26 protein-coding genes, 1 pseudogene and 1 riboswitch are annotated in these 26,418 nt (G+C 72.2%); of the genes and pseudogenes, 16 read left to right on the top strand and 11 right to left on the bottom strand.

The annotated features are described in order from the left end of the window. Positions 1-128: 128 nt before the first annotated feature. Positions 129-1,964: an acyl-CoA dehydrogenase gene (locus J4709_RS00640; RefSeq protein ID WP_208235691.1), complete on the bottom strand. Its 1,836-nt coding sequence runs from the start codon at positions 1,962-1,964 to the stop codon at positions 129-131. Between the two features lie 503 nt (positions 1,965-2,467). Between J4709_RS00640 and J4709_RS00635 the strand changes: the two genes are divergently transcribed. From J4709_RS00635 to J4709_RS00585, 11 genes are all read left to right on the top strand, one after another. Next, positions 2,468-3,736: a glycosyltransferase family 2 protein gene (locus J4709_RS00635; protein WP_208235690.1), complete on the top strand. Its 1,269-nt coding sequence runs from the start codon at positions 2,468-2,470 to the stop codon at positions 3,734-3,736. A 1-nt stretch (position 3,737) separates the two neighbouring features. Next, positions 3,738-5,972 (top strand): right-handed parallel beta-helix repeat-containing protein, encoded by a 2,235-nt coding sequence (locus J4709_RS00630; protein ID WP_208235689.1) that lies wholly within the window; start codon positions 3,738-3,740, stop codon positions 5,970-5,972. A 1-nt stretch (position 5,973) separates the two neighbouring features. Continuing rightward, positions 5,974-7,992, top strand: coding sequence for a right-handed parallel beta-helix repeat-containing protein (locus J4709_RS00625; protein ID WP_208235688.1), 2,019 nt, complete (start codon positions 5,974-5,976; stop codon positions 7,990-7,992). 56 nt (positions 7,993-8,048) lie between these two features. After that, a complete protein-coding gene (locus J4709_RS00620) occupies positions 8,049-9,191 on the top strand; it encodes a right-handed parallel beta-helix repeat-containing protein (protein ID WP_208235687.1) in 1,143 nt (380 codons plus the stop codon). A 31-nt stretch (positions 9,192-9,222) separates the two neighbouring features. Beyond that, positions 9,223-10,374, top strand: a complete 1,152-nt coding sequence (locus J4709_RS00615) for a right-handed parallel beta-helix repeat-containing protein (protein WP_208235686.1) — start codon at positions 9,223-9,225, stop codon at positions 10,372-10,374. Positions 10,375-10,423: 49 nt separating this feature from the next. Next, positions 10,424-11,752, top strand: a complete 1,329-nt coding sequence (locus J4709_RS00610) for a UDP-glucose dehydrogenase family protein (protein ID WP_208235685.1) — start codon at positions 10,424-10,426, stop codon at positions 11,750-11,752. A gap of 103 nt (positions 11,753-11,855) precedes the next feature. Further along, positions 11,856-11,920, top strand: a riboswitch (guanidine-III (ykkC-III) riboswitch). A gap of 32 nt (positions 11,921-11,952) precedes the next feature. Continuing rightward, on the top strand, positions 11,953-12,276 hold the full coding sequence (locus J4709_RS00605) for a DMT family transporter (protein ID WP_208235684.1): 324 nt from the start codon (positions 11,953-11,955) through the stop codon (positions 12,274-12,276). Between the two features lie 151 nt (positions 12,277-12,427). After that, positions 12,428-13,213, top strand: a complete 786-nt coding sequence (locus J4709_RS00600) for a sporulation protein (RefSeq protein ID WP_208235683.1) — start codon at positions 12,428-12,430, stop codon at positions 13,211-13,213. A 94-nt stretch (positions 13,214-13,307) separates the two neighbouring features. Further along, positions 13,308-14,783 (top strand): hypothetical protein, encoded by a 1,476-nt coding sequence (locus tag J4709_RS00595; protein WP_208235682.1) that lies wholly within the window; start codon positions 13,308-13,310, stop codon positions 14,781-14,783. A gap of 101 nt (positions 14,784-14,884) precedes the next feature. Beyond that, positions 14,885-15,646 (top strand): SDR family oxidoreductase, encoded by a 762-nt coding sequence (locus J4709_RS00590; RefSeq protein WP_208235681.1) that lies wholly within the window; start codon positions 14,885-14,887, stop codon positions 15,644-15,646. A 91-nt stretch (positions 15,647-15,737) separates the two neighbouring features. Further along, positions 15,738-17,159, top strand: coding sequence for a hypothetical protein (locus J4709_RS00585; protein ID WP_208235680.1), 1,422 nt, complete (start codon positions 15,738-15,740; stop codon positions 17,157-17,159). Here the strand turns inward: J4709_RS00585 and J4709_RS00580 are convergent. Continuing rightward, complete coding sequence (locus J4709_RS00580; RefSeq protein ID WP_208235679.1) at positions 17,143-17,763, bottom strand: rhomboid family intramembrane serine protease; 621 nt, start codon at positions 17,761-17,763, stop codon at positions 17,143-17,145. The genes J4709_RS00585 and J4709_RS00580 overlap by 17 nt on opposite strands. Before the next feature lie 107 nt (positions 17,764-17,870). Here J4709_RS00580 and J4709_RS00575 point away from each other — a divergent pair, with 107 nt between their 5' ends. Next, on the top strand, positions 17,871-18,797 hold the full coding sequence (locus tag J4709_RS00575) for an NADPH:quinone oxidoreductase family protein (RefSeq protein WP_208235678.1): 927 nt from the start codon (positions 17,871-17,873) through the stop codon (positions 18,795-18,797). A 16-nt stretch (positions 18,798-18,813) separates the two neighbouring features. Here the strand turns inward: J4709_RS00575 and J4709_RS00570 are convergent, their stop codons facing one another. Next, entirely contained in the window at positions 18,814-19,143 is a 330-nt protein-coding gene (locus tag J4709_RS00570; protein ID WP_173097163.1) for a WhiB family transcriptional regulator, read from the bottom strand. A 157-nt stretch (positions 19,144-19,300) separates the two neighbouring features. Here J4709_RS00570 and J4709_RS00565 point away from each other — a divergent pair, with 157 nt between their 5' ends. Next, complete coding sequence (locus J4709_RS00565) at positions 19,301-19,750, top strand: GNAT family N-acetyltransferase (RefSeq protein WP_173101392.1); 450 nt, start codon at positions 19,301-19,303, stop codon at positions 19,748-19,750. A gap of 144 nt (positions 19,751-19,894) precedes the next feature. On the opposite strand, the gene J4709_RS00560 is transcribed toward J4709_RS00565, so the two are convergent. Next, positions 19,895-20,173, bottom strand: a complete 279-nt coding sequence (locus tag J4709_RS00560) for a hypothetical protein (RefSeq protein WP_208235677.1) — start codon at positions 20,171-20,173, stop codon at positions 19,895-19,897. Then, positions 20,167-20,442, bottom strand: a complete 276-nt coding sequence (locus J4709_RS00555) for a hypothetical protein (protein ID WP_208235676.1) — start codon at positions 20,440-20,442, stop codon at positions 20,167-20,169. Before J4709_RS00555 ends, J4709_RS00560 begins: the two co-directional genes overlap by 7 nt. 127 nt (positions 20,443-20,569) lie before the next feature. On the opposite strand from J4709_RS00555, the gene J4709_RS00550 reads away from it, so the two are divergent. Continuing rightward, a complete protein-coding gene (locus J4709_RS00550; RefSeq protein ID WP_208235675.1) occupies positions 20,570-21,784 on the top strand; it encodes an NsdA family TPR-like regulatory protein in 1,215 nt (404 codons plus the stop codon). Positions 21,785-21,819: 35 nt separating this feature from the next. Here the strand turns inward: J4709_RS00550 and J4709_RS00545 are convergent, their stop codons facing one another. Next, positions 21,820-22,146, bottom strand: coding sequence for a hypothetical protein (locus J4709_RS00545; protein ID WP_208235674.1), 327 nt, complete (start codon positions 22,144-22,146; stop codon positions 21,820-21,822). A gap of 107 nt (positions 22,147-22,253) precedes the next feature. Between J4709_RS00545 and J4709_RS00540 the strand changes: the two genes are divergently transcribed. Then, positions 22,254-22,718 carry a GNAT family N-acetyltransferase gene (locus J4709_RS00540; protein WP_208235673.1) on the top strand — a complete coding sequence of 155 codons (465 nt, stop codon included), beginning with the start codon at positions 22,254-22,256 and terminating at the stop codon, positions 22,716-22,718. Here the strand turns inward: J4709_RS00540 and J4709_RS00535 are convergent. The 4 genes and pseudogenes from J4709_RS00535 to J4709_RS00520 form a co-directional block, all read right to left on the bottom strand. Continuing rightward, entirely contained in the window at positions 22,697-23,242 is a 546-nt protein-coding gene (locus tag J4709_RS00535; protein ID WP_208235672.1) for a GNAT family N-acetyltransferase, read from the bottom strand. The two genes, J4709_RS00540 and J4709_RS00535, sit on opposite strands and share 22 nt — an antisense overlap. A 42-nt stretch (positions 23,243-23,284) precedes the next feature. Then, positions 23,285-23,686 carry an ester cyclase gene (locus J4709_RS00530; RefSeq protein ID WP_208235671.1) on the bottom strand — a complete coding sequence of 134 codons (402 nt, stop codon included), beginning with the start codon at positions 23,684-23,686 and terminating at the stop codon, positions 23,285-23,287. Between the two features lie 32 nt (positions 23,687-23,718). Next, positions 23,719-24,369, bottom strand: coding sequence for a TetR/AcrR family transcriptional regulator (locus J4709_RS00525; protein ID WP_307800829.1), 651 nt, complete (start codon positions 24,367-24,369; stop codon positions 23,719-23,721). Positions 24,370-24,397: 28 nt separating this feature from the next. Next, a pseudogene (locus tag J4709_RS00520) lies at positions 24,398-24,610 on the bottom strand (nuclear transport factor 2 family protein); the annotation flags it as partial. Between the two features lie 255 nt (positions 24,611-24,865). Here J4709_RS00520 and J4709_RS00515 point away from each other — a divergent pair. Further along, entirely contained in the window at positions 24,866-25,426 is a 561-nt protein-coding gene (locus tag J4709_RS00515) for a TetR/AcrR family transcriptional regulator (protein ID WP_208235669.1), read from the top strand. A 1-nt stretch (position 25,427) separates the two neighbouring features. On the opposite strand, the gene J4709_RS00510 is transcribed toward J4709_RS00515, so the two are convergent. Continuing rightward, positions 25,428-26,357 (bottom strand): zinc-binding dehydrogenase, encoded by a 930-nt coding sequence (locus tag J4709_RS00510; RefSeq protein ID WP_208235668.1) that lies wholly within the window; start codon positions 26,355-26,357, stop codon positions 25,428-25,430. Positions 26,358-26,418 lie beyond the last annotated feature (61 nt).

Raw genomic sequence — 26,418 nt, 5'->3', positions numbered from 1 at the left:
TCTCCGGTTCGATTCGGGGGGCGGGGGGACGGCGCTCACATTAGTGACCCGGGCGCCGGAACGGCAGCGGCCCCCGCCACACGGGTGGCGGGGGCCGGCGCTTCCCTGTCCGCGGGAGGCGGAGGGGCTCAGAAGGCCTCTTCGGGCAGCTCCATCACGTCGAGGGTGGTGGCCTCGGTGATCGCGCGCTCGGACGCCAGGCGCGGCAGCACCGTCTGGCAGAAGAACTGCGCGGCGGCGACCTTGCCGGTGTAGAACGCCTTGTCGGAGTCGGAGACGTCCCCGCCGCCGAGGGCGGTGAGGGCGACCTCGGCCTGCCGGCACAGCAGCCACGCGACGATCAGGTCGCCGAGGGCGAGCAGCAGCCGGGAGCTGTTGAGGCCGATGCGGTACAGCTCCTTCGGGTTCTCCATGGAGCCGAGCGCCCACCCGATCATCGGGTTCAGGATGCCCTGGACGTCGTCGAGCGCCCTGCCGAGCAGGGCGCGCTCGTTCTTCAGCCGGCCGTTGCCGGCCTCGGACTCGGCGAACGCCTTGACCTGCCCGGCGATCACCTTGAGGGCCTCGCCGTTGTCCCGCAGGATCTTGCGGAAGAACAGGTCCTGGCCCTGGATCGCGGTGGTGCCCTCGTACAGGGTGTCGATCTTGGAGTCGCGGATGTACTGCTCGACCGGGTACTCCTGCAGGAAGCCCGAGCCGCCGAAGGTCTGCAGCGACTCCGCGCCGAGCAGCGCGTAGGCGCGCTCGGAGCCGAAGCCCTTGACGATCGGGAGCAGCAGGTCGTTGACCTTCTCGGCCTGCTCGTCCTTGCGGCCCTCGTGCTCGGCGACCTGCACCGCGTCCTGGTAGGACGCGGTGAGCAGCACCAGCGCCCGCATGCCCTCGGCGTAGGCCTTCTGGGTCATCAGGCTGCGGCGGACGTCCGGGTGGTGGGTGATCGTGACGCGCGGGGCGGCCTTGTCGGTCATCTGCGTCATGTCGGCGCCCTGGACGCGCTCCTTGGCGTACTCCAGCGCGTTCAGGTACCCGGTGGACAGGGTGGCGATGGCCTTGGTGCCGACCATCATCCGGGCGTACTCGATGACCAGGAACATCTGCTTGATGCCCTGGTGCACGTCGCCGACCAGGTAGCCGACCGCGGGGTGCTTCTCGCCGAGGGTGAGCTCGCAGGTCGTGGAGACCTTGAGGCCCATCTTCTTCTCGACGTTGGTGACGTAGGCGCCGTTGCGCTCGCCGAGCTCACCGGTCTCCACGTCCACCAGGTACTTGGGGACGAGGAACATCGACAGGCCCTTGGTGCCGGGGCCGGCGCCCTCGGGACGGGCGAGCACCAGGTGGAAGATGTTCTCGGCCATGTCGTGCTCGGCCGAGGTGATGAAGCGCTTGACACCCTCGATGTGCCAGGTGCCGTCGGGCTGCTGGACGGCCTTGGTGCGGCCGGCGCCGACGTCGGAGCCGGCGTCCGGCTCGGTCAGCACCATGGTGGCGCCCCACTGCCGCTCGAGCGCCAGCTCGGCGAACTTCTTCTGCTCCGGGGTGCCGATGTGCCAGAGGATCTGGGCGAAGCCGGGGCCGGAGGCGAACATGTAGACCGCCGGGTTGGCGCCCAGCACCTGCTCGGCGACGGCCCAGGTCAGCGAGCGGGGCGCGCCGCTGCCGCCGAACTCGGGGGCGAGGTCGAGGCGGTACCACTCGGCGTCCATCCACGCCTTGAACGACTTCTTGAAGCTCTCCGGCATCCGGACGTCGCCGGTGGCGGGGTCGAACTTCGGCGGGTTGCGGTCGGCGTCCTCGAAGGAGTCGGCCAGCGGGCCCTCGGCGAGGCGGTTCACCTCGTCGAGGATGCTGCGCACCGTGTCCTCGTCAAGGTCGGCGTACGGTCCGCTGCCGAGGAGGTCCTGGCGCTTGAACACCTCGAAGAGGTTGAACTCCAGGTCCCGGAGGTTGCTCTTGTAGTGCCCCATTCGAGACTCCGTCCGGTCCGGCGGCGCCGGCCGGCCCCGCACGTTCTACTGGTCAGTAACTCGACATCATGCTACCCGCTGGTAACCAGTGACAACCACCCGGAACCGGGTGGGTCACAGGACTCAGACCATGCGCGGGCCGTCCAGAACGCCCCAACGTGACGCGAATCACAGGGCTTGCCCTGATGCGCATTCCCAAAGAGGCGAACGGCCATCTATCGGACGCCTAGCCCTATACAGGGCAGATAACTCCCGGTCGAGTGTTTCCGAATCACGGCCTCCGAGCGTCCGGGACCTGACGAGCACATCGGTTGGCGAACGATTCCCGCATGATCCTTGACGACGAATCGGGACGAACGATAAAGAGCCCGGCCAATGGGGCAAGCGTGGCCGCATCCGGCAAAGGTGAACCATTTGCTGGTCTGCTCACTCTTACTTGAGGTGGCACGGGGTCGCAGGAGTCGGTGGTTTCTCCCGATGCCACGGGAGAGAGAGGACCTGTTTTGTCGTCTGTCACGGGGTGGCTGAGTGACGCCTGGAGTTCGGTCGCGGGGGCGACCGCCGGAGGCGACTGGCGGAAGTTCGTTCCGCTGGGCTTCGCCGGGCTGCTCGTCTGGGGCCTCTGGCTCTACCGGGTGATCCTGTCGCGCATGGACAAACCGGTGGTCAACAACTTCCGGACCACCGTCTCGGTCGTCGTCCCCTCCTACCGCGAGGACCCCGAGATCCTCGTCCGCTGCCTGGAGAGCTGGCTCGCGCAGAACCCCAGCGAGGTCATCATCGTGATCGACGTCGCCGACACCGAGGGGCACCGGCGGCTCGCCCAGGTCACCGACCCGCGGCTGCACGTGCTCGTCTACGAGCACTCCGGCAAGCGCTCCGCGCTCGGCGTCGGCATCCGCGCCGCCCGCGGCGAGGTCATCGTGTTCGCCGACTCCGACACCTGGTGGCAGCCCGGGCTGCTGGACGCCGTCCAGATGCCGTTCGAGGACCCGCAGGTCGGCGGCGTCGGCACCCAGCAGAACGTCTACCAGCGCACCACCAGCGTCTGGCGCCGCGTCGCCGACTGGCTGGTCAACCTGCGCTACTACGACTACGTCCCCGCGATGGGCTCCAAGGGCGGCGTCGCCTGCCTGTCCGGCCGCACCGCCGCCTACCGCCGCTCGGTGATCCTGCCGGTCGTGGAGAACCTGGAGAACGAGTTCTTCCTCGGCCGCCGCTGCATCGCCGGCGACGACGGCCGGCTCACCTGGCTCACCCTCTCGCAGGGCTACAAGACCGTGCACCAGTCGTCGGCGCGCGCGATCTCGATGTTCCCCGACTCGTTCCGCGCCTTCTTCAAGCAGCGCATCCGGTGGAGCCGCAACTCCTACCGCTGCTACCTCACCGCGCTGTGGAAGGGCTGGCTGTGGAAGACGCCGTTCGTCACGAAGGTGACCGTGCTGCAGATCCTGCTGACCCCGGTCACCATGGCCGTCACCCTCGGTTACCTGATCTTCAGCCGGCTCGCCGACAACTTCAACCCGCTCGGCATCGCGCTCGCGCTCGGCTGGGTGCTGCTCGGCCGCGGCGTCCGCGGCTGGTCGCACCTCAAGCGGCACCCCGGCGAGATCCTGCTGCTGCCGCTGACCGTCTTCGTCGTCATCGGCATCTCGCTGCCGATCAAGCTGTACGCGTTCGTCACGATGAACAAGCAGGGCTGGCTCACCCGCACCTCCGACCAGGTCGGCGGCGCCGGGCAGAGCGCGAGCTCGCTCCAGGGAGTGGGCTGAGGTGACCCGGCCGAACATCCGCCCGCGCCCGCCGAGCGCAGCCGGGCGGGGGACCGCCCTCGCCCTCGCCGCCCTCGGGATCGGGCTGCTCCCCCTCGGGCTGCTGCCCGGGACGCCGGCGCCGCGCGCGCACGCCGACCCGGTCGCCGACGCGAACCGGCAAGCCGCGCTGGTCGACCAGGAGGACCAGCGGATCATGCAGACGCGGTCCGTGCTGTCGGCGATGCTGATGATCGGCGGGCAGGCGACCACGCAGTGGAAGCGGCCGCAGATCTTCGGCTCCGCGCACGGCAAGACGCTCGTCCTGCCGCCGACCACCAACGGGCGCGCCTACACCGTCGCCGACCTCGCCAAGTACGGCGGGCAGTACTTCCGCCGCCTCGGCGACGGCTCGTTCCTGCTCGGCATCCACGTGTTCGTCGCCGACGGCGCCAAGCTGCAGCTGTCCAGCGGGACGGGCCCGCTGGTCATCCGGATGGGCAGCCTGCCGACCGCGTTCAGCTCCATCGTCAGCTTCGGCGGCGCCATCCAGATCAAGGGCACCCAGCGCGCCCCGGTGCAGATCACCAGCTGGAACCCGCGCACCAACGCCCCGGACCGGCAGGTCGCCGACGGCCGCGCCTACATCCGCGCGGTCGGCGGCGAGTTCCGGATGGACTACACGAAGGTCAGCGACCTCGGGTTCTGGAGCGGCCGGACGGGCGGCATCGCGCTGACCGGCACCGACCGCCCGTCCAGCGCCACCAAGCACCTGAACAAGCAGCAGCGGCACGAGGCCAAGAAGAAGCGCCAGGAGCAGCAGCAGAACGGCGGCAGCACCGGCGGCGGCCCCGGCGACATCGAGACCGAGAAGCCCGGCGGCGGCGACGGCCCCGGCGGCACCGCGACGCACGTCCCGGCCGCCGACCTCGTCACCGGGGCGATCACCAACAGCACGATCACCGGGGACGCGTTCGGGCTGTTCGTGTCCGGCTCCAACCAGACCCAGATCACCAACGACGCGATCCAGAACAGCCTGGTGAACGGGCTGGTCATGCACCGGTTCGCGAAGAACGCCAACATCGCCAACACCACCGTGCGGGGCAGCCGCGGCGACGGGTTCGTGCTGTCGCGGGCGACGGAGAAGATCCGCGTCACCAACTGCACCGCGGAGCGCAACGGCCACGACGGCTTCACGCTGAACGGCAGGGCGCTCGCCGAGGGCCCGTCGGCGTCCGGCGAATCGCTGGAGAGCTTCGGCGACAGCTCGATCAACAACAGCCTCGCCAAGGACAACGGCCACTACGGCATCGAGCTGCTCGGCGGCGACAAGCTGTCGGTGCAGAACAGCAAGGTCATCGGCGGCGACATGGGGATCGTCGTGCGGGACGCCGCCACCAACGTGCAGATCTCCGGGAACCAGCTGACCGGGCAGGTCCGGCAGGGCATCTCGCTGCGCGACGGGGTGAAGGGCGCCAACCTCGCCGGCAACACCGTCGACGGCGCCCGCACCGGCATCTACCTGCGGGGCTCGTCGGCGACGCTGCTCGGCAACACGGTCAAGGGCGCCAAGGCGCACGGCATCTCGGTGCTCGGCGCGGCGGGCGGCTCGCAGATCCGCGACAACACACTCAGCGGGTCCGGGACGAGCGCGGTCAGCACGTCCCGGTCGCACGGGAAGGTCGTCAAGGAGGACAACAACGACGACGGCTGGCACGACACCGCGTCGCTGTGGATGAAGGCGCAGCGCTACCTGACGCCGCTGAACGTCATCTGGACGTGCGTGTTCGCGGTCGTCATCTTCTCGATGGTCCGGGCCCGCAACGACCGGCAGCGGATCGGCCGGCTCGGCCTGCACCCGTACACGCTGCAGCAGCCGCTGGAGAAGCGGCAGGTGTGGAGCCTGCCGCGGCGGTCGGCGCAGCCGCAGCCGCGGCCGATGCCCGCGCGTCCCGGCCCGATGGGCGCGCCGGCGATGGCGGGCGCAGGGGCCGGCGGGCGCGCCGGGAGCCCGTTCGCCGGGCCGGTGCCCGGGCAGGCCGCCGGACGGCACATGGCGCCGCCGCCGGGCGGGCCGTCCGCCTCGCCGACGGTCCCCGGCAACGTGCGCCGTCCCTCGATGCCGCCGCGCGGGCCGCAGCCGGTCGCGCCGCACTCGTCGCAGGCGACCGGCCCGCGACCGGTGCCGCCGCCCGCGACACCGCCGCATCCGACGCCGCGCAGCGGCGTCCCGCAGCCGCAGCGAAGGGGGGTCTGACATGAGCGGGCGAACCCCGGCCTCCGGGCCGGCACCCGCCGCCGGGCCGGCATCCGCCGCCGGGCCGGCGCCCGCGGCGCCCGAGGGGCCGCGGCACGGCGCGCCGCCGCCGAAGAAGAAGGGCGGCGGCCGGATCGTCGCGACGCTGCTGGTGCTGGGCCTCGCGGGCGGCGGCACCTACGCCTACCGCGTCTACTCCCAGCAGGGCGGCGGGCCGCCCGGCGTCGACGACGTGTCGCCGAGCGCGGCGCGGCAGCAGTCGACGCTGGTCGACCAGGAGGACCTGCGGGTCATGCAGATCCGCGCCAAGCAGGAGTCCGACCTCGCGGGCGGCGGCGCGGCCGCGGCGGCGGCCCGCCAGCCGCGGCTGATGACCTCGGCCACCGGCCGGACGCTGATGCTGCCGCAGCGCCGGCAGCCCTACTACGTGTCCGAGCTGGAGAAGCTCGGCGGGCAGGACTTCCAGAAGCAGAGCGACGGCTCCTACCTGCTCGGCGTCAACATCATGGTGGCGGCCGGCGGCAAGCTGATCCTGCAGAGCTCGACGGGGCCGCTGACGATCCGGATGCGCAGCGTGCCCGGCTCGTTCACCTCGATCGTCAGCGCGGGCGGCACCGTCCGGATCAACGGGTCGGCGCAGAACCCGGTCCGCTTCACCAGCTGGAACGACGACACGGGCAAGCCCGACACGCAGGTCGCCGACGGCCGCGCCTACATCCGCGCGATCGGCGGCACGTTCGAGATGCACTACACGCAGGTGTCCGACCTCGGGTTCTGGAGCGGGCGGACCGGCGGCGTCGCGCTGACCGGCTCGGACCGCCCGGACTCCTCCGCCGAGCTCGCCGACCCCGGCCCGGCGCACCGGGTGCCGCTGCCGGACGGCGGGCAGGAGGAGACCGACGGCGACAACGCGCGGGTCCAAGTCGTCCCGGCGGGCGGCGGCGGCAAGGGCGGCACGTTCGAGGTGCCGACGGCGAGCCTGGTCAGCGGGACGATCGACCACTCCAGCTTCGACGGCGACGCCTACGGGGTGTTCGTCACCGCGTCCAACCAGGCGCAGATCACCAACACGTCCATCAGGAACAGCCTGGTGGACGGGCTGCTGCTGCACCGGTTCGCCAAGAACGCGACGATCGAGAACACCACGGTCGCCGGCAGCCGCGGCGACGGGTTCGTGCTGTCGCGCGGGACGGAGGGCGTCCGGGTCACCAACTGCACGTCGAGCGGGAACGGCGGCAACGGGTTCACGCTGAACGGCGAGCCGCTCGCGGAGGGGCCGTCGGCGTCCGGCGAGGCGATCACCAGCTTCGGCAACAACTGGGTGAGCAGCAGCGTCGCGAAGGACAACGGGCGGTACGGGGTCGAGCTGCTCGGCGGGTCCGGCGTCGCCGTGCAGAACAGCCGGATCAGCGGCGGCGACATGGGGATCGTCGCGCGCGAGAAGGGCACCCGTGTCCAGATCGTCGGGAACCAGGTGAAGGGGTTCGCGCGGCAGGGGATCGTCGTGCGCGACGGCATGGCGGCCGCGACGGTGTCCGGCAACGTCATCAGCGGCGGGAAGACGGCGCTCTACCTGCGCGACGCCAACGGCACGGTCAACGGGAACACGGTGCAGTCGGCGCACCGGCACGGGCTCACGCTGCGCGGCAATGTCACCGGCAGCGTCATCACCGGCAACACCCTGAGCGGCGCCGGGACGAGCGTGATGGACCTCGACCGGGCCACCGGCAGGTACCAGAACGCCAACAACAACATCAAGGGATGGCACAAGACCGCGGGCTTCGTCACCTGGCTGAAGCGGATCTTCAAGCCGATGAACGTCATCTGGGCGGGCGTGTTCCTGCTGGTGGCGGTCTCCATGTTCCGGTCCCGCGGCACCCGGCTGCGCATCGGCAGCCTCGGCGCCCACCCGTACGCGGCGCAGGACGTGCTCGAGGAACGGCCCGTGCGGCTGCTCCGCCGCGCCGATACCGTCCCCTCCGAGGACGGTCAGCGGGCCGGTGCGCGCGCGGGACGGTAGCCCGGCGCCGGCGACGGCACGACGCACCAGAGCGGTCTTCCAAGGAGTAGTTCAGCATGACGATCAAGATCGATGTCAAGTTCCTCATCGGCCTGGCGGTCGGTGCCCTGGTGGCGGCCGGGCTGGTGATCCTGTTCACCAGCGGCGGCGGGGACGACTCGAAGAAGACGTCCGCGGACGGCGGGATCAGCGCGGCGCCGCAGGGCGGCGGTGACCAGGGCGGCGACGGCGGTGGGGACGGCGGTGGGGACGGCGGCGGCGCGCAGGCCGGGGCGCCGCTGACGCTGCCCGTCCCCGACGGCGGCGGGAAGGTGGGCTGCCCGAAGCCGACCAAGACCGTCGGCGACGCGAACTCGCTCCAGGCGGCGCTGAAGGGCGCGCAGGCCGGCGACGTGATCAAGATGAGCCCCGGCAAGTACGTGGGGAAGTTCGTCGCGACGGCGTCCGGCACGCAGCAGCAGCCGATCTTCCTGTGCGGCGACCCGTCGTCGGTCATCGACGGCGGCGGGATCAAGAAGGGCTACGGCTTCCACCTGGACAAGGCGAACTACTGGCGGCTGATCGGGTTCACCGTGCAGAACAGCCAGAAGGGCGTCGTCGGCGACACCACGAACGGGTCGGTGATCCAGGGCCTGAACGTCCACGACATCGGTGACGAGGGCATCCACGTGCGGGACTTCTCCACCGGCAACACCATCCAGTACAACAAGGTCTTCAACACCGGGCTGCGGCGCGAGAAGTTCGGCGAGGGCGTGTACCTCGGCACCGCGCAGTCGAACTGGAAGTCGGTGTCCGGCGGGAAGATCGACAACAGCGACAACAACGTGGTGCGCGGCAACGTGATCAGGGCGACCGCCGAGGCGATCGACATCAAGGAGGGCACGAAGGGCGGCAAGATCCTGAACAACGTGTTCGACGGGTCGAAGACCGGCGGCGACAAGCACAACGACTCGTGGGTGGACGTGAAGGGCAACGGCTACCTGATCGAGGGGAACCGGGGCGACAAGACGCCCGCGGACGGCTTCCAGGTGCACCAGATCATCAAGGGCTGGGGCACCGGCAACACCTTCCGCAACAACACGATCGCGCTGGACGGCGGCAACGGCGTCGGCATCAACGACACCGTCGGCGGCAACACGATCGCCTGCAACAACAAGGTCACCGGCGGGCAGCTCACCAAGAAGGGCAAGTGCTCCTGACGCGCGGCGGCGCGTGGACGGGGTCCGGACAGTGAAGATCGATGTGAAGTTCGCCGGCGTGCTGGTCGTCGGGGCCGTCGCGACGAGCGCGGTCGTCGTGCTGGCCACCGAGGGCGGCGGCGGCAAGACCAAGGACACCGCCGGGACGGACCCGTTCCCCGGGACGGGGCTGACCGCAGTGCCGCGCAGCGGATCCGGCGCGGGAGCCGGTGCGGGTGCGGGAGCAGGAGCCGGCTCGGGCAGCGGCATCGGGCAGCCGGCGCCGGCGATGCCGCTGCCGTCGTCGTACCGGCGGATCGCGTGCCCGAAGGCGACGGTGACGGTGCACGGGCCCGTCCAGCTGCAGGAGAAGCTGAACACGGCCGCGCCGGGCGAGGTCATCCGGCTCGCTCCCGGCAGGTACCCCGGGCGGTTCTCCAGCCAGAAGTCGGGCGCGCAGGGCAAACCGATCTTCGTCTGCGGGACGCCGCAGGCGGTGCTGGACGGCGGCGGCGTGGCCAAGGGCTACGGCTTCCACCTGCAGAACGCGAGCAACTGGCGGCTGATCGGCTTCACCGTCACGCGCAGCCAGAAGGGCGTCATGCTCGACGGCACCAGCGGGACGGTGGTGCAGGGGCTGAACGTCCACGACGTGGGCGACGAGGCCGTCCACCTGCGCAATTTCAGCACCGGCAACGCGGTGCAGTACAACATGATCATGCGGACGGGCCGCGCGAACCCGCGCTTCGGCGAGGGGGTGTACCTCGGCTCGTCGCACAACAACTGGTCTCAGCTCACGCGGGGCAGGCCGGACGCGAGCGACGCCAACCTGGTCGCCGCGAACCGGATCACCGCCACCGCCGAGGCGGTGGACATCAAGGAGGGCACGTCGGGCGGCCGGCTCGTCGCGAACGTCTTCGACGGGTCGCAGCTGTCCGGCGGCGGCATCAACGACTCGTGGGTCGACGCCAAGGGGAACGGCTATCTCATCGAGGGGAACCGGGGGACCAGAACGGTCAAGGACGGTTTCCAGACCCACGAGGAGTACAAGGGCTGGGGGACCGGAAACGTCTTCCGCCGCAACGTCATCGACCTGGGCGGCGCGAAAGGCGTCGGCATCTTCCTCGGTTCGGACGGCAACAAGGTCGCCTGCGACAACCGGGTCACCGGAGGCGAACTGACCAACAAGGGCAAGTGCTCCTAGAGCCATCGGGAGTCGTCTCTTCCGTCAGCAGTGAAGAAGGAGAAGTGCAATGAACCCGACGGAGTCCCCGCGGCTCACCGTCATCGGCACCGGGTACCTCGGCGCCACGCACGCGATCTGCATGGCCGTGCTGGGCTTCGAGGTGCTCGGCGTGGACGTCGACCAGCGCAAGATCGACAAACTCGCGTCCGGCGAGGTGCCGTTCTTCGAGCCGGGCCTGCCGGAGCTGCTCAGCAAGGCGCTGGAGTCCGGGCGGCTGCGGTTCACCACCTCCTTCGCGGAGGCCGGCGAGTTCGGCGACGTGCACTTCCTGTGCGTGGGGACGCCGCAGCAGCCGGGCTCGGACGCCGCCGACCTCAGCTACATCGACGCGGCGGTACGGGCGCTCGCGCCGACGCTGACCCGGCGCACCCTGGTCGTCGGCAAGTCGACGGTGCCGGTCGGCACGGCGAAGCGGCTCACCGGCCTCCTGCAGGAGCTCGCCCCGGCGGGCGACGAGGTCGAGCTGGCGTGGAACCCCGAGTTCCTGCGCGAGGGCTTCGCCGTCGACGACACGATGCGCCCGGACCGGCTGGTGTTCGGCGTCGCGTCCGAGTGGGCGGAGGAGCGGCTGCAGGCGGCGTTCCGGCCGATCCTGGACCTCGGCACCCCGGTGGTGCGCACCGACCTCGCGACCGCCGAGCTGGTGAAGGTCGCCGCGAACTCCTTCCTCGCCACCAAGATCTCCTACATCAACGCGATGGCGGAGGTCTGCGAGGCGGTCGGCGCCGACATCAAGCACCTCGCCGACTCGCTCGCCCTCGACGACCGGATCGGCGGCAAGTTCCTGAAGCCGGGCCTCGGCTTCGGCGGCGGCTGCCTGCCGAAGGACATCCGGGCGTTCGCGCACCGGGCCGAGGAGCTCGGCGTCGGGCAGGCCGTGTCGTTCCTGCGCGAGGTCGACGACATCAACCGGCGGCGGCGCGCCCGCACCGTCGACCTCGTCCGGGAGATGCTCGGCGGGATCTCCGGCAAGCGGATCGCGGCGTGGGGCGCGGCGTTCAAGCCGAACTCCGACGACATCCGGGACGCGCCCGCGCTGGACGTGGCGCGCACCATGCACGGGCTCGGCGGGCACGTCCGGGTGTTCGACCCGGCGGCGCTCGACAACGCGCGGCGCGCGTTCCCGGAGCTGCGCTACGGCGACAGCGCGCTGGACGTCGCGCAGGACGCCGACGTGGTCGTGCTGCTGACCGAGTGGTCGGACTTCAAGGAGATCGAGCCGGACGCGCTGGCGCAGGTCGTCAAGCACAAGCGGATCGTGGACGGCCGGCACGCGCTGGACGCCGCGAAGTGGCGCGCCGCCGGCTGGGAGTACCGCGCGCTGGGACGGTCCTGAGGCCGCGTTCCGCGCGTCCCCCCGCTCCCCCGCGTTCCGGGGTTCCCGCCGGTGACATCGGCCACCGGCGGGAACACCCCGCACCGCTGGGCCGTTGACGCGCATGAAGGCCCCTGGCGGCCTTCCCGGACGAGGTGCGCCGTACCCGGCAGGCGAAGACGACGCGTGACCGTGCCGTCTCACGCATCCGGGAGTGCACCATGGCGTGGATCCTCGTCATCCTCGCGGGCCTGTTCGAGGTCGCGATGGCGCTGTGCCTGAAGGCCGGCAAGAACTTCTCCGAGTGGCCGCCGTCGATCGGCTTCCTCGTCTTCGCGGTGACCAGTTTCGGCCTGCTCAGCCATGCGCTGAAGTCGCTGGACGTCGGCACCGCCTATGCCGTCTGGGTAGGCATCGGGGCGGTCGGCACCGCCGCGCTCGGCATGCTGGTCATGGGCGACCAGGTGTCCGCGGTGAAGATCGGCGCGCTCGCCTGCATCATCATCGGCGTGATCGGCCTGAACCTGGCCGGCGGAGGCCACTGACGGGGCACTGACGGGCACTGACGGGCACTGACGGGCACTGGCGGGCCCGGCGATTCGCCCGGCGACCTTCCGTTAAGGAACGTAATCTCCCGTAAGCACGTCTATGGGACGACGAGAGCACCGGGGGTGCTCGTACACGGGAGGACGGACCTTGGTCTTCAAGAAGCTGCGGCAGGCGATGGGCATCGGCGGCCCCTCGATCGAGACGACCCTGCACGACGAGAACACCACCCCGGGCGGGGTCGTCACCGGCGAGGTCGTCATCGTGGGCGGCCAGTTCAACTCCGACATCAAGTCGGTGAACCTCGCGCTGCGCACCCGGGTCGAGGTCGAGACCGACGACAGCGAGTACACCTCCAACATCGAGTACTCGAAGATGCCGGTCGCGGGCGGGTTCAAGCTGGAGGAGGGGATGCGGCACAGCATCCCGTTCCAGTTCCCGATCCCGTGGGAGGCGCCGCTCACCCACATGTACGGGCACCCGCTGCACGGCACCACCGTCGGCATCGCCACCGAGCTGGAGGTCGCGGGCGCGCTCGACCCGGGCGACCTCGACCCGATCGCCGTGCACCCGCTGCCGGCGCAGGAGCGCCTCCTCGCCGCGTTCTCCAACCTCGGCTTCCATTTCCGCAACGCCGACTGCGAGAAGGGCCGCATCTGGGGCGTCCACCAGGAGCTGCCGTTCTACCAGGAGATCGAGTTCCACCCGCCGCACCAGTACGGGCATGGCATCAAGCAGCTCGAAGTGACGTTCGTGTCGTACCCGCAGTCGATGGAGGTCGTCCTGGAGCTGGACAAGCGCGGCGGCGTCTTCACCGAGGGCCACGACGCGTTCAGCCGCTTCACCGTCGACTACGCGACCGTCGGGCACACCGACTGGGAGCGCGAGCTGGACGGCTTCCTCCAGGAGGCCGGCCGCCGCCGCGGCTTCTTCTGATCCCCGTCCGGCCCGAGGCCCTGACCAGGAGGATCAGCGCGACCCTCCTCCGCGGTGTTGATCGCGGAGGAGGCGTCCCGTAGAAAGAGGTCCCGTGCCCCAGCCCCCCGGGCTCAGCGAGCCTCCCGGACTCAACGACGCCGAACGCCGCCTGTGGGCCGCGTTCCCGACCGGCGCCCGCGTCGTCCTCGGCGACGACCGTCCCGCCGGGCCGCTGCCCGACCGGATCGTCCGGGCGGAGGTGATCAGCCGGCTGCTGCTCGGCGCGGGCGAGACCCGGTCCGGGTCCGTCGCGGCGGTCCGGCTGCGCGGCGCGTACGTCACCGGGCGGCTGGACGTGTCGGGCGGCACCGTCGAGCACGAGCTGCGGCTGGAGCACTGCCGGCTCGTCGAAGAGCCGAAGTTCTCCAACGCGCGCACCCGGCAGCTGCGGTTCGCCGACTGCCGGCTGCCGGGCTTCGACGGCGGCGGGCTCCAGGCCGACGGGTACCTCAGCCTGTCCGGCTCGGAGATCGAGGGCGAGGTGCGGCTGCCGCGCGCGCAGCTGCTCGGCGGCTTCCGGATGAACCGGACGCGGATCACCGCGACCGCGCCGGAGAAGTGGGCGCTGTTCAGCGGCGGGCTGGTCGTGGACGTCGGGATGTTCGCGCAGGAGGCGCACATCACCGGCGGCGTGCGGCTGGTCGGCGCGAAGATGAACGGCGGCCTGTTCATGCAGGGCGCCACGCTGTCCAACCCGGGGCGGATCGCGCTGGACGCGCAGAACATGGTGGTGGAGAACGCCGCCGAGTTCAGCGCCGGCTTCCGCGCGGTCGGGACGGTCCGGCTGCGCAGCGCCCGGTTCAACGGCATCCTGTCGTTCTCCAAGGGGTTCCTCGACTCCGGCGACCCGGCGCGGATGGCGCTGCACGCCAGCCACATGGTCTGCGACGAGCTGCTGCTGTGGCCCGCAGAGAAGATCAAGGGCCGGGTGTCGCTGTCGTTCTCCCGGATCGACCTGATCATGGACCATCCGTCGATCTGGCCCGACAAGCTGTTCCTGAACGGCACGACGTACCAGTCGCTGCGCGGCGGCGGCTTCAAGGACCGGCTGGGCTGGGTGTCCCGCGACCCCGAGTTCCACCTCCAGCCGTACGAGCAGCTCGCCGCCTGGTACCACGGCATCGGCCACGACGACCTGGCCCGCAAGGTGCAGCTCGCCAAGCTGCGCGCCCGCCGCCGCAAGATCCACCCGGTCAGCCGGGTGTGGAACCTCGTCCTGGACTGGACGGTCGGCTACGGGTACCGGCCGTGGTTGGCGTTCGCGTGGTTCGCGGTGCTGCTCGCCGTCGGGACCACGGTGTTCTCCCTCGACCATCCGAAGGGGATCAAGCAGCCGGCCGAGCAGCCGCACTTCCACGCGCTCGTCTACAGCCTCGACCTGCTGATCCCGATCGACACGTTCGGGCAGCAGGAGGCGTTCGACCCGCAGAACTGGTCCCGCTGGGTCGCCTACGCGCTGATCGCGACCGGGTGGGTGCTCGCCACCGCGCTCATCGCCGGCGTCACCCGGGTGCTGCGCCCCAACTGACGCGCGCCCCAACTGACACGCGGTCCAACTGACGCGCGGCCGAACTGAGGATGCGCCCCGCGCGTCCATGGGGGTACGGCGATCGACCAGAATGGGGCTCCATGGGCACGTATCTGATCACGGGGGCGACCGGCGGCATCGGCACCGCGGTCGCGGAGCTGCTGCGCGAGCGCGGCCACGACCTGATCCTCACCGGCCGCTCCCCCGACCGGCTGGACGCGCTGGCCGGCAAGCTGCGCACCGGCGCCGCGCACGCCGCCACCCAGTCCATCGCGATCACGCCGGGCGCGCCGCCGGCCGCCGCGGCGGGGACGGGGGCGTCCATCACGACGATCCCGCTGGACCTCACCGAGCCGCGCCGGATCGAGGCGGTGCTGGCGGCGACCGAGCTGCCCGCCCGGCTCGACGGGGTCGTGCACGCCGCCGGGGTCGTCCACCTGTCGCCCGTCGCCGCGCTGGAGGCGGACGAGTGGATGGACCACCTGTCGGTGAACCTGGTGTCGGCCGCCGAGATGACCCGGCTGCTGCTGCCCGCGCTGCGCACCGCGGCGGGCCACGTGGTGTTCGTGAACTCGACCGCCGGGCTGCGCGCCAATCCGGAGTGGTCGGCGTACGCGGCGAGCAAGTTCGGGCTGCGCGCGCTCGCCGACTCGCTGCGCGCGGAGGAGCCGTCGCTGCGCGTCACGACCGTCTACCCGGGGCGGACGGCGACGGAGATGCAGCGGAAGGTGCGCGCGCAGGAGGGCCACCCGTACGCCGAGGACGACTTCGCGGCGCCGGGCACCGTGGCGCGCGTGCTGGTCGCGGCGCTGGAGACGCCCCGCGACGCGGTCGTGTCGGACGTGACCGTCCGGCCGAACTAGGGGCGCGCGGGCGGCTATAGGGATGTCCAATTATTTCCGATAGATCCGCATAACCCGCTTGCCGCCCGGGTGAGCGGGCAGTGCGTTCGCCGTGACGCAGAGTTACTCACGGCCCGAGGACGCCGACCGCCCGGTCCCCGGTGACGGCCCCGTCCCGGGCGACGGCCCGGACCCCGCCGGCACCCACGAACCGCCGTTCCGCCTGCCGCGGACCTGGCGCCGCCGGTGGCGCCCGGCGCCGTGGCCGTCCCGGCGGGCGCGGTACGCGGACGCGTCCGCGCCGCGCCTGCGCGACCGGCCCTGGGCGCGGGCGGCGGCGCTCATCGCGATCGCGGGCGTGCTCGGTTCCGGCCTGTGGCTGGTGCGCTGGTCGGGCGGCGCGTCCACGGCCACGCCGGACACCTTCTGGTACGCCCGCGACGCGCTCCGGTACGCCGGCTGGTCCGAGCCCGCCGCCGACCGCGCCGCCGCGGAGATCACCTGCGGCGCCTTCATGCGCGGCCGGCCGCGCCCGGCCGGGACGTACGCCGACTGCGTGCGGTTCCGGACCGTCCTGCCCGGCGACGCGCCGGTCCGGTTCCAGCGGATCTTCACCTCGCGTCCGGGCTACGCGCTGCTCACGGCCCCGTTCGTGCGGGCGATGGGCGCGGGCGGGTTCATCGCCGGGACGGCCGCGCTGGGGGTGGCGTGCGGCGTCGCCGCCGTCCTGCTGGCGCTCGCCATCGGGCTGCGGCCCGTCCAGGCGCTGGTGGCGGAGGCCCTGTTCTTCCTGCTCCCGACGGGCCTGTGGGCGAGCCGCCTGCTGGCCGAGGCACCGATGATGCTCTGCCTGATGGCCGCACTGGCGGGCGCCGCGCTGCTGCTGCGCGGACGTGCCGTGGTGGCCGCCGGTGGGCTGCTGGCGTGCGGGCTGGCGATGCTGTGCGTCATCAAGCCCGCCAACGGCGTCGCGCTGGCCGCCGCGCTCGCCGCGGGCGGGGTGCTGCTCGCCCGGTTCTTCGCGGCGCGGCGCTTGTTCCTGGCGGTCGCCGGGATCTCGGCGTTCGTCCTGGCGGGCGACATGTGGATCAGCTCCGCCCTGCGCCTGCCCGGCATCGACGAGACGCTCCAGGACACCTTCACCTGGCATTTCAAGCATCCCGACGTGCCCGACCCGTGGCATCGGCTCTGGGACGCCTCAGGCGACCTGTGGAGCGGTGACATCGGCCCGCGGATGCTCGAGAACCCGCTGATCCCGGCGGCGTTCCTGTTCGCCGCCGCCGGGCTGATCGCCCGCGTCCGCTGGGACGCCGCCTGGCCGCTCGCCGCCGCCGGGCTCACCGGCGCGGCCGTCGCCTCCATGCACCCGATCACGGACGAGATGGAGCGGCTGTCCGCCGTCGCGTGGATCCCCGTCGCGTTCGGCCTCGCCGCGCTCACCGCCGCGCGCACCGCGGAACGTCCCGACGAGCCCGTCCGCCCCCTGCCCTCGCGGGTCGAGGTGGAGACGGCCGACCTCACGCCCCAGGGGTGAGGCGCGGCGCCTCGACCTTGCCCCGGCGCAGGAACCACGCGCCGAGCACGCCGCCGATCAGCCCGAACAGGTGCCCCTGCCAGGAGATCGTCGGGTCGTTCGGGACGACGCCGACCAGCATCGTCCCGTAGACCGCGACGACCAGCACCGCGATCACGATGTCCAGCACCCGCCGCTCGAAGACGCCGCGGCCGACCAGGTACCCGAAGAACCCGAAGATCAGGATGCTGGACCCGAGCGTGTTCGCCGAGCTGAAGAACCACACGCCGAGACCGCCGACCACGATGATGATCAGGCTCGCGGCCAGGAACTTCGCGATCCCGCGCGCCGCCGCGATGAACCCGAGGATCATGAACGGGACCGTGTTCGCCATCAGGTGCGGGAAGCCCGCGTGCATGAACGGCGCGGTGAAGATGTCCGGAAGGTCGTCGACGTCGTGCGGCTGGATGCCGAACTGGTCCAGCGCGCCGTTGTCGAGGACGTCGATGCCCTCCAGGACCCACATCAGGACCGTCACCGAGCCGATGAGGACCGCCGCCGACAGCGCGCGCGTGCCGGCCTGGACGAGCCCCTCGGAGCGTCGACTGTCGGGGGTGTAGCTCATGTCGCCACCGTATGACCGATCGATCCTGCCGTCACCGGGGTCAACGCGCGCGCCCCCGGGAAGGTGCCCGATGGTGAACGCGATTCGGTTTCCGGCATAGTGGACGGATGCGCGCTGCGATCTGCGAAGAGCTCGGCTCCGTCGCCGTCAAGGACACCGCCCCGATCGAACCCGGCCCCGGCCAGGTCCTGCTCACCGTCGAGGCGGCCGGCGTCAACTACGTCGACGCCCTGTTCGTCCAGGGCCGCTACCAGATCAAGCCGCCGCTGCCGTTCGTCCCCGGCAGCGAGGTCGCCGGCACCCTCCCCGACGGGACGCGCGTCCTCGCCATGTGCGGGCTCGGCGGCTTCGCCTCGCACGTCGCCGTCCCCGCCGCCGCGGCCGTGCCGATCCCCGACAAGCTGGACTTCCCGCGCGCCGCGACCTTCACCCAGAGCTACTGCACCGCCCTGTTCGCGCTCCGCGACCGCGCCGGCCTCGCCGCCGGCGAGACCGTCCTCGTCCTCGGCGCGGGCGGCGGCGTCGGGCTCGCCGCCGTGCAGGTCGCGACCGCGCTCGGCGCCCGCGTCCTGGCCGTCGCCTCGTCGGAGGAGAAGCGGGCCGCCGCGCTCGCCGCCGGCGCCGACTCCGCCGTCGACGCCACCGACGTGAAGAGCGCCGCCCGCGCCTGGTCCGACGGCGGCGTCGACCTCGTCTACGACCCCGTCGGCGGCGCCCTCGCCGACCCGGCGCTGCGCTCCCTGCGCGAACTCGGCCGCTACGCCGTGATCGGCTTCGCGTCCGGGGACATCCCGTCCCTCCCGCTCAACCAGGTCCTGCTGCGCAACCGCGCCGTCGTCGGCGTCGACTGGGGCGCCTGGTCCATGACCCGTCCGGCCGAGCAGCGCGCCCTCCTCGACGAACTGCTCGCCATGGTCGCCGACGGGCGCCTCGACCCGGTCGCCCCCCGCACCGAACCTCTCGCGTCCGCGCCGCGGGTCCTCGACGACCTCCTCGGCCGGCGCGTCGTCGGCAAGGTCGCCCTGCTCCCCTAGCGCGGCGGCCGGGCCGTCAGGCCGCGGACGCGTGCTCCGACTCGGACGCGTCGCCGCGCACCACGATGACCGGCAGCCGCCGCCGCGCGGGGGCCTCCGCCGTCCGGCGCAGGTAGCGCCGCTCCTCCGGGGTCGTCCCGCCCCAGATGCCGTCGGGCTCGCCCACCCGCAGCGCCCAGGCGAGGCACTCCGCCTTCACCGGGCAGTTCGCGCAGACGGCCTTGGCCGCGTCCATCTGCTCCCGCAGCACCTCCGCCGAGTACCCGATCGGGAAGAACAGGTCGGGGTCGGCGCCGCGGCAGATGGCGTGGTCGGTCCAGTGTTCCTCGTTCTCGTCGTTGTGCATGGCTTTCTCCCTGCGGGGCATGGTGAGGAGGCCACCGGCGGTTCGCTCTGGGGTGGTCTCCACCCAACGTAGTACTACGAGCGGTAGTACTACAAGTCGTTGTGAACATTGCAACTTAGCGCCCGGATAACCTTGTGACGTGCAGCGTGATCAAGAAGTGACCTTTCGCGAGGCGACGGCCGACGACCTTCCCCAGATCGTCCGGCTCCTGGCCGACGATCCCCTGGGCGCCGCCCGCGAAACACTCGCCGAGGAGATTCCCGAGGCCTACGTCACCGCCTTCGCCGCCATCGAGAAGGACCCCGGCAACCACCTCATCGTGGCGGACGTCGCCGGCACCGTCGCCGGAACGCTCCAGCTCACCTACATCCCCGGCCTCACCTACACCGGCGGCGAGCGCGCCCAGATCGAGGGCGTCCGCATCGCCCCCGACGAGCGCGGCCGCGGCCTCGGCCAAGCCATGATCAACTGGGCCATCGACCAGGCCCGCGCCCGCGGCTGCCGCCTCGTCCAGCTCACCACCGACCGCCAGCGCCCCGACGCGATCCGCTTCTACCAGAAGATCGGCTTCCGCCCCTCCCACATGGGCATGAAGTACCACTTGTAGTTTTCAAGCCCGGCCCAAGGCGCTCGCCTAGCGGCTCGCGCCTTGACCGTTCTTGGGCGGGCGCGACCTCGCTTCGCGAGCTTCGCGGCGGGGGCTCGCCTCCGGCATCGCCCCCACCCCTCAGACAACGCGCCCGCGCGCCACCTAAGCCCCCTGCGCCGCCCCGAACAATTCCAGTAGCTCGCCGACCTCCGCACACGCTCGCCGCACGTCATGGCACGGCGCCACCGGGTCGCCGCACGACGACACGAACCACGGCACCCCGCCCACCCCGTCCTTCACGCGGACGCTGTCCCCGATGTGCGGCGCCTTCGGCGAAGAGACCCGCACCAACGGCGTCCCCTCATGGCGTCGGCCGACCGTCCAGCCCGCCGCGTCCAGCGCGGCGGCCAACCGCTCCAGGTGCTCGACGTCCGTCACCACGCCCACACCACCGCCACGCCATCACGCCAGGCCTCGGCAACGACGCCCAACTCGACGTACTCCACACGCCCGGAAAGCCCCACCGTGACGCGCCGCACCTTCCCCCGGCTCCCCGCGTCCGCCTCCTGAAGGACCCGCCGGACGTGCCGGAGCGCGGCGACCTGGTCGTCCGTGACACCGCACTCGCCTCCTTGACGCAGGACGACATCCCACGCGAACAGCGTCGGCGGTCCACCCCTTTTCGCGCCCGTCATCTCGTCGCCCGCCATTCCTCGTCCGGTGCCGAATCGGTCACTCTCAGTGAATCGATGACGGGTGGCGCAGGTCACCGTGATAATCGGAGATGAGCGTGGACACGGACCATCTCCGCGGATATCCGGAACGAGGTGCACTGCGGTGTCCGAGAAGAAGCGCGTTGGGGCGCGGCTGCGGGCGGCCCGGAAGGCCCGCGGCCTGACGGTCGCCGACCTGGCCGAACGGTTCCGCGAGGTGGCGTCCGACCGCGTCCGGCAGCGCCTCCCGTCCCTCCGCGACCTCGAGCGGACGATCCGCGGCCACGAAGCCGGCGAACACGCGGTCGGCCCCCGCTACCGCCTCCTCTACGCCGCCGCCCTCAACACCCCCGAGGAATCCCTCTTCGGCATGCGGGCCTCCTCGGTGGACGGGGATGACGAGGTGGAGGCACTGGAGTTGGCGCGGCGGGTGGCGGCGAGCGATGTGGGCGAGGAGACACTTGTCGCGCTGGAGCTGACGGTGGACGAGTTGGCGTCCGCATATCCGCGGTCGGCGCCCGACGCGTTGCTCGGGCGGACGCGGCGGCATCTCGGGTACGTCGGGCGGCTCATGGACGTACAGATGACGCTCGCTGAGCGGCGGCGGCTCGTGGTGGTGGGAGCGTGGCTGTCGTTGCTTGCGGCGACGTGCGACATCGACCTCGGGCGGCGGTCGGCGGCCGCCGCGCGGTTGCGGACGGCTGCGCAGCTCGCGGAGCACGCCGGGCATCCGGAGATCGTCGCGTGGACGGTGGAGACGCGTGCGTGGCAGGCCGTCACCGATGGGGACTACCGGGAGGCCGTCACGCTGTCGCGCGGCGCTCAGGAGATCGCGCCGCACGGCGGGTCGGCGTTCATCCAGGCGACGGCGCAGGAGGGGCGGGCGTGGGCGCGGCTCGGCGCCGGACCGGAGACGCGGGATGCGCTTGGACGTGTCGAGCGACTCGTCGCGCCATTGGCGGTGCCCACGCTGCCGGAGCATCACTTCCGTTACGACCCGGCGAAAAGTGATGCCTATACGGCGACCACGCTGTCGTGGCTCGGTGATCCGGCGGCCGAGCCGTACGCGCGGGGTGTCCTCGCCCGTCTGGAAGCGCCGGCGAGCGGACCGGCGCGGCCGCGGCGGGCCGCCTCCGCGCGGCTGGACCTGGCGCTGGCACTGATCGCCACGGAACAACCCGAGGAGGCGGCGCATCGGGCTCTTGAGGCGGTGACGAGCGGGCGGCTGGTGCCGTCCAACTACTGGCGGGCTGCGGAGGTCGTGGCGGCGGTGGACGGGTTGGGGGTGCCGGGGGTGGGTGACCTGCGGGAGGCGTATCGCGAGGTTTGCGGCTGGTAGGGGTGGGCCTTCGTGGGGCCCACCCCTGGGTGGGGTCAGCGGGTGGTTGTTGGGTGGGGGGTTGGGGTTAGGGCGTAGGCGCCGATCAGGGTGGCGGTGGTTCGGATGAGGGTGCCGGGGATCAGGCGGTCGGGGAGCTCGCGCTGGAACTCCTGGAAGGCGGGGACGGACGGGAGGACGTCGCGGTCGTCGTCGTTGAAGACGAGGTGGAGGAACGCGTCGCCGTCCAGGCGGAACGCGGCGTAGTGGACGCCGCCGGGGTCGTCGCGTCCCAACTCGGCCATGACGTCCTCGATCAGCCGCTGGTTCTCGTCGGCGCGCTCAGGGCGCGCCTTGTACTGCACTACGGCGATCCTCTGCATCGCTGGTCCTTTCTTCGGGTCGCTGTCACCTGTATTGACACGGCGGCCCGGGCGGATCGACCGGCCTGGGGGCGACGACTTTCGGCGCCGAGGCTAGGGTCGGCGCCATGCCTTGCGTACGTCTGGCGGCGCGTGCCGATCTGCCCGCGGTGCTGGCTCTGCTGGCGGACGAGGAGAAGATCGTCGACCCGGCGTCGGTCGTGGTGACGGACGCCCACGAGCGGGCGTTCGCGGCGATCGACGGCGACCCGCGCAACGAGGTGCTGGTGCTGGTGGACGGTGGGACGGTCGTCGGCTGCCTGCAGGCGACCTACATCCCCGGGCTCGGCAGGGGCGGCGCCGAACGGGCGTTGATCGAGGCGGTGCGGGTCCGCGCGGACCGGCGCGGCGGCGGGCTCGGGCGGACGCTGATGGAACGCGCCATCGCGCGAGCGCGGGAGCGCGGCTGCGCGCTCGTCCAGCTGACCAGCGGCAAGCAGCGGGAGGACGCGCACCGCTTCTACGACTCGCTGGGCTTCGCGCGCAGCCACGAAGGCTTCAAGCTCGCCCTTCAGGCGGTCGGGAGCCAGTAGCGGCGCTTGCCGTCGCGGACGTCCTCGAGGACGCCGCCGGCGCCCTCGATGACCTTCCGGGAGCCGATGTTGGTCTCCTCGCAGGTGACGAGGGCCGGGTCGACGCCGAGGCGGTGGGCGTGCGGGAGGACCTCGCGGAGCATCAGCGACGCGTGCCCGCGGCGGCGGGCGGACTCGCGGACGTCGTAGCCGATGTGCCCGCCGACGTCGCGCAGCCATGCGGTCAGCCGGTGGCGGACCTGGATGCGGCCGAGGTACTCGTCGCCGTCCACCAGCCAGAACGTGGTGGACGGGACGAAGCCCCGGGGGCGCGGCGACTCCGGGAGCGCGTCGGCGTTGACGCGGGCCACGTAGGCGGCGAAGACGCCCGGGTCGGCCAGTTCGCCGAGGCCGGGGTCGCGCAGGTCGCGGCCGATCTGGCTGCGGTCGCCGGGGCCGCCGCGCCCCTCGTCGCGGAACTCCGCCATCGCGGCGACGAAGGAGGCCTGGACGGCGGTCGTGGGACGGACGAGTTCGGGGGGCATGGACAGAGTTCTACAAGCGGCGGCGAAGCCCCGCAAAGGGGTTCAGACGGCGCCGAGCGCCTGCATCATGCCGAGGCCGTCGGAGACCGGCCAGTACTCGGCGAACCGGCCGTCCTCGACGCGGAACAGGTCGTGGCCGGCGAAGGCGATGCGGGTGCCGGGCGCGGCCGTGGCGCCGGGGATCCCGCCCTGATAGGAGCCGTGGAAGGTCCAGCGGGCGGCGACCAGGTCGCCGTCGGCGAGGGGGCCGACGTCCAGGGTGGTCTCGATGTCGGAGAAGTACTCGTGGGAGCGGCGGATCTGCTCGGCGGCGCCGTCCGGGCCGTGGACGTCCATGCCCGGCCAGTGGCCGACGAAGCCGGGCGCGAGGATCTCGTCGAGGACGCCGTAGTCGCCGGTCCAGGCGTCGAAGAGCCAGCGGCGGTACAGGGTTCGCGTGTCCATGGACCCATGGTGCGTACGCGTACGCATCGATGTCAAACGGCGGCGGGCGGCGTGGCGATCAGCGCGTCCACCAGGGACGGCAGGTCGGCGGCGAAGTGGTCGCGGCGGCCGGGCGCGGTCCAGTAGCCGGCCAGCGCGGCGAGGTTCGGGTGGACGGCGGGGTCGGCGGTCGCGGGGACGGCGTCCTGGTACGGCGCCCGGCCGGGCGGGGCGTCCGCGCGGCGCAGCAGGTCGCTGAGCAGGAAGCCCCAGACGATCCGGTTGGCGGCGGCCGCCTGCGCGAGCGTCAGCCCGCACGCCCGCCAGGCGGCGTAGATCTCTTCGAGCAGCCACACGATCGCGGGCGCCATCAGGTCGCCGCCGGCGAGCACCCCGGCGATCCACGGACGCTTCGCCAGCTCGTCGTGCTCCCAGGCCAGCAAGGTCAGCAGCCGTTCGCGCGGCGCGTCCGGGAGGTCGGGGCGGGGCAGCTCGGCGACGATGCGGTCGAGCACGAGCACCAGCAGCTCGTCCTTGTCGCGGACGTGCCGGTAGATGCTCATCGGCGCGCTGCCCAGCTCGTCGGCGACCTTCCGCATCGACAGCGCCGCGCTGCCCTCGCGTCCGACGATCCGCGCCGCCGCCGCGACGATGCGGTCGCGGGTCAGCCGGCCGCGCCGGGCCGTCCCCTCTCCTTCGCTCACGTCGGGCAGTGTCCCACCGCCGGGGTCTTCAGGCGGCCGCGAGGGCGTCCCACCAGCGGGCCGTGTCGGTGTACTGGTGCAGCCAGGAGATCTTGCCGTCGGTGACCCGCCAGAGGTGGACGAACTCGGCCTCATACGCGCGTCCTGTCGCGCGCGCGGTGCCCCGGTAGTGGCCGGTGACGACGACCAGCCCGTCGGGGGTCTCGTGCCAGGTCTCGGCGTAGGGGGCCGTGTCGTACTCGGTGAAGACGGCGCCCCAGACGCGTTCGAGGGTCTCGTTCGGCCCGTGGAACGTGCCGCCGGCTCACGCACGGAAGGCCGGGCGCGGTGTGCGCCTCGAACTCCGGATGGAGCAGTGCGAGGATCGCCGCCGCGTCGGCCGCCTGCGTGGCGCTGTAGAAGCCCGCGACGACGTCGCGTCCGTCCGGCATGCCGCCCTCCCAGTTTTAGAGACGATGTTCTAGAATGAACCCACTACTACCAGGAGGAGCCCGCGTTGGGAAGACCGCCGAAGTTCAGCGAGGAGGAGATCCTGGACGCGGCGCTGGCGGTCGCCGCCGAGGACGGGCCCGGCGCGGCCACGGTCGCGGCCATCGCCGGGCGGCTCGGCGCCCCGTCCGGCTCGCTCTACCACCGCTTCGGGTCGCGCGACCTGCTCCTCGCGACGCTGTGGACGCGCGCCATCCGCCGGTTCCAGCGCGGCTTCGTCGCGGCACTGGATGCCGGCGACGCGGAGGCGGCGGCGCTGCACACGCCGCGCTGGTGCCGGTCGCACCCCGAAGAGGCCGCGCTGCTCCTGCTGCACCGGCGCCAGGACGTGGCGGCCGCGTGGCCCGCCGAGTTGGGCGACGAGCTCGGCGGGCTGAACGCGCAGGTGAGCGGCGCTTTGGACGCCTTCGTGGCGCAGCGTCCGGGCCTCGATCGCGAGCGGCTGGTCTTCGCGACGATCGACGTCCCGTACGGGGCCGTCCGCCGCCACCTGCTCGACCGGACGCCCCCGCCGCCGCAGGTGGACGAGCTGATCACCGCCGCCTGCCGCGCCGTCCTGGCGGGGTGAGTCAGCCGATCTCCAGGACGGCCTTGCCGTGCAGGCGGCGCTCCCGCAGGGCGGCGACGGCCTCGTCCGCCCGGTCCCAGCCGCCGCGCCACGCGATCCCCGGGTCGAGGCGCCCGGCGGCGACCTCCCCGCCCAGCCACGCCAGGTCGCGGCCGAGGTCGGCGCCGTCCAGCAGGTAGAAGGTGACGAGGGACCGGTCGTGGCGGCCCTCGTTGCCGAAGAGCGCGCCGTAGGGGAACGTCTCCGCCTCGCCCGACCCGTGGCCGAGCGCGATCAGCGTGCCGTGCGGCGCGAGCTTGCCGAACGCGGCGACGAGCTGGGCTCCGCCGACGTTGTCCACGACCCCGTCCACGAGGCCGTCGAGGCGCTCCGGGTGCGCGATCACCTCGTCGGCGCCGAGGGCGCGCAGCGCGTCGCCGCGGGCGGCGGGGTCGCCGGTGGAGGCGACGACGCGGGCCCCGCCGCGGCGGGCGAGCTGCACGGCGAAGCGGCCCACGCCTCCGGTGGCGCCGAGCACGAGGACGCGCTTGCCCAGCAGCGGGCCGATCCGGCCCAGGGCGCGCAGTGCGCTGGCCGCCGCGACCGGGACGGTGCTGATCGCGCCGAGGTCGGCGCCGGCCGGGACGGCGCCGAGCAGCGCGGTGTCGACGGCGCGCAGCTCCGCCCACGCGCCCTCGCCGCCGAGCGTGACCACGGGGGTGCCGGCGGCCGGGCCGGAGCCGTCGGCCGCGGCGCGCTCGACGACGCCTGCGGCGTCCCAGCCGAGCACGGCGCCGTCCGGCGCCGCGGCGATGCCGAACTCGACCTCGCCGAAGTTGAGGGAGGTGGCGCTCACCCGCACCAGCGCCTGGTGCGGCGCGGGGACGGGCGCGGCGGTCTCGCCGAGGCGCAGGCCGGAGTCTGCCGAGTGGTCGATGAGCAGAGCGCGCATGGGATGTCGCCTTTCAGCGGAGAGAACAGTCCCTCCTTTATGCCACTGAGAGGCATAAGCC

Origin of the sequence: Actinomadura violacea (assembly GCF_017573465.1) — a bacterium.
Taxonomy (GTDB): domain Bacteria; phylum Actinomycetota; class Actinomycetes; order Streptosporangiales; family Streptosporangiaceae; genus Spirillospora; species Spirillospora violacea.
Note: the sequence above shows the minus strand (reverse complement) of the source record. Positions and strands in the feature narration are given on the sequence as shown.

Coding starts and splice junctions, on each gene's coding strand:
- J4709_RS00640 (WP_208235691.1), bottom strand. CDS start 1,964: ATGGGGCACTACAAGAGCAACCTCCGGGACCTGGAGTTCAACCTCTTC.
- J4709_RS00625 (WP_208235688.1), top strand. CDS start 5,974: ATGAGCGGGCGAACCCCGGCCTCCGGGCCGGCACCCGCCGCCGGGCCG.
- J4709_RS00620 (WP_208235687.1), top strand. CDS start 8,049: ATGACGATCAAGATCGATGTCAAGTTCCTCATCGGCCTGGCGGTCGGT.
- J4709_RS00610 (WP_208235685.1), top strand. CDS start 10,424: ATGAACCCGACGGAGTCCCCGCGGCTCACCGTCATCGGCACCGGGTAC.
- J4709_RS00605 (WP_208235684.1), top strand. CDS start 11,953: ATGGCGTGGATCCTCGTCATCCTCGCGGGCCTGTTCGAGGTCGCGATG.
- J4709_RS00590 (WP_208235681.1), top strand. CDS start 14,885: ATGGGCACGTATCTGATCACGGGGGCGACCGGCGGCATCGGCACCGCG.
- J4709_RS00580 (WP_208235679.1), bottom strand. CDS start 17,763: ATGAGCTACACCCCCGACAGTCGACGCTCCGAGGGGCTCGTCCAGGCC.
- J4709_RS00575 (WP_208235678.1), top strand. CDS start 17,871: ATGCGCGCTGCGATCTGCGAAGAGCTCGGCTCCGTCGCCGTCAAGGAC.
- J4709_RS00570 (WP_173097163.1), bottom strand. CDS start 19,143: ATGCACAACGACGAGAACGAGGAACACTGGACCGACCACGCCATCTGC.
- J4709_RS00555 (WP_208235676.1), bottom strand. CDS start 20,442: ATGGCGGGCGACGAGATGACGGGCGCGAAAAGGGGTGGACCGCCGACG.
- J4709_RS00545 (WP_208235674.1), bottom strand. CDS start 22,146: ATGCAGAGGATCGCCGTAGTGCAGTACAAGGCGCGCCCTGAGCGCGCC.
- J4709_RS00540 (WP_208235673.1), top strand. CDS start 22,254: ATGCCTTGCGTACGTCTGGCGGCGCGTGCCGATCTGCCCGCGGTGCTG.
- J4709_RS00535 (WP_208235672.1), bottom strand. CDS start 23,242: ATGCCCCCCGAACTCGTCCGTCCCACGACCGCCGTCCAGGCCTCCTTC.
- J4709_RS00530 (WP_208235671.1), bottom strand. CDS start 23,686: ATGGACACGCGAACCCTGTACCGCCGCTGGCTCTTCGACGCCTGGACC.
- J4709_RS00510 (WP_208235668.1), bottom strand. CDS start 26,357: ATGCGCGCTCTGCTCATCGACCACTCGGCAGACTCCGGCCTGCGCCTC.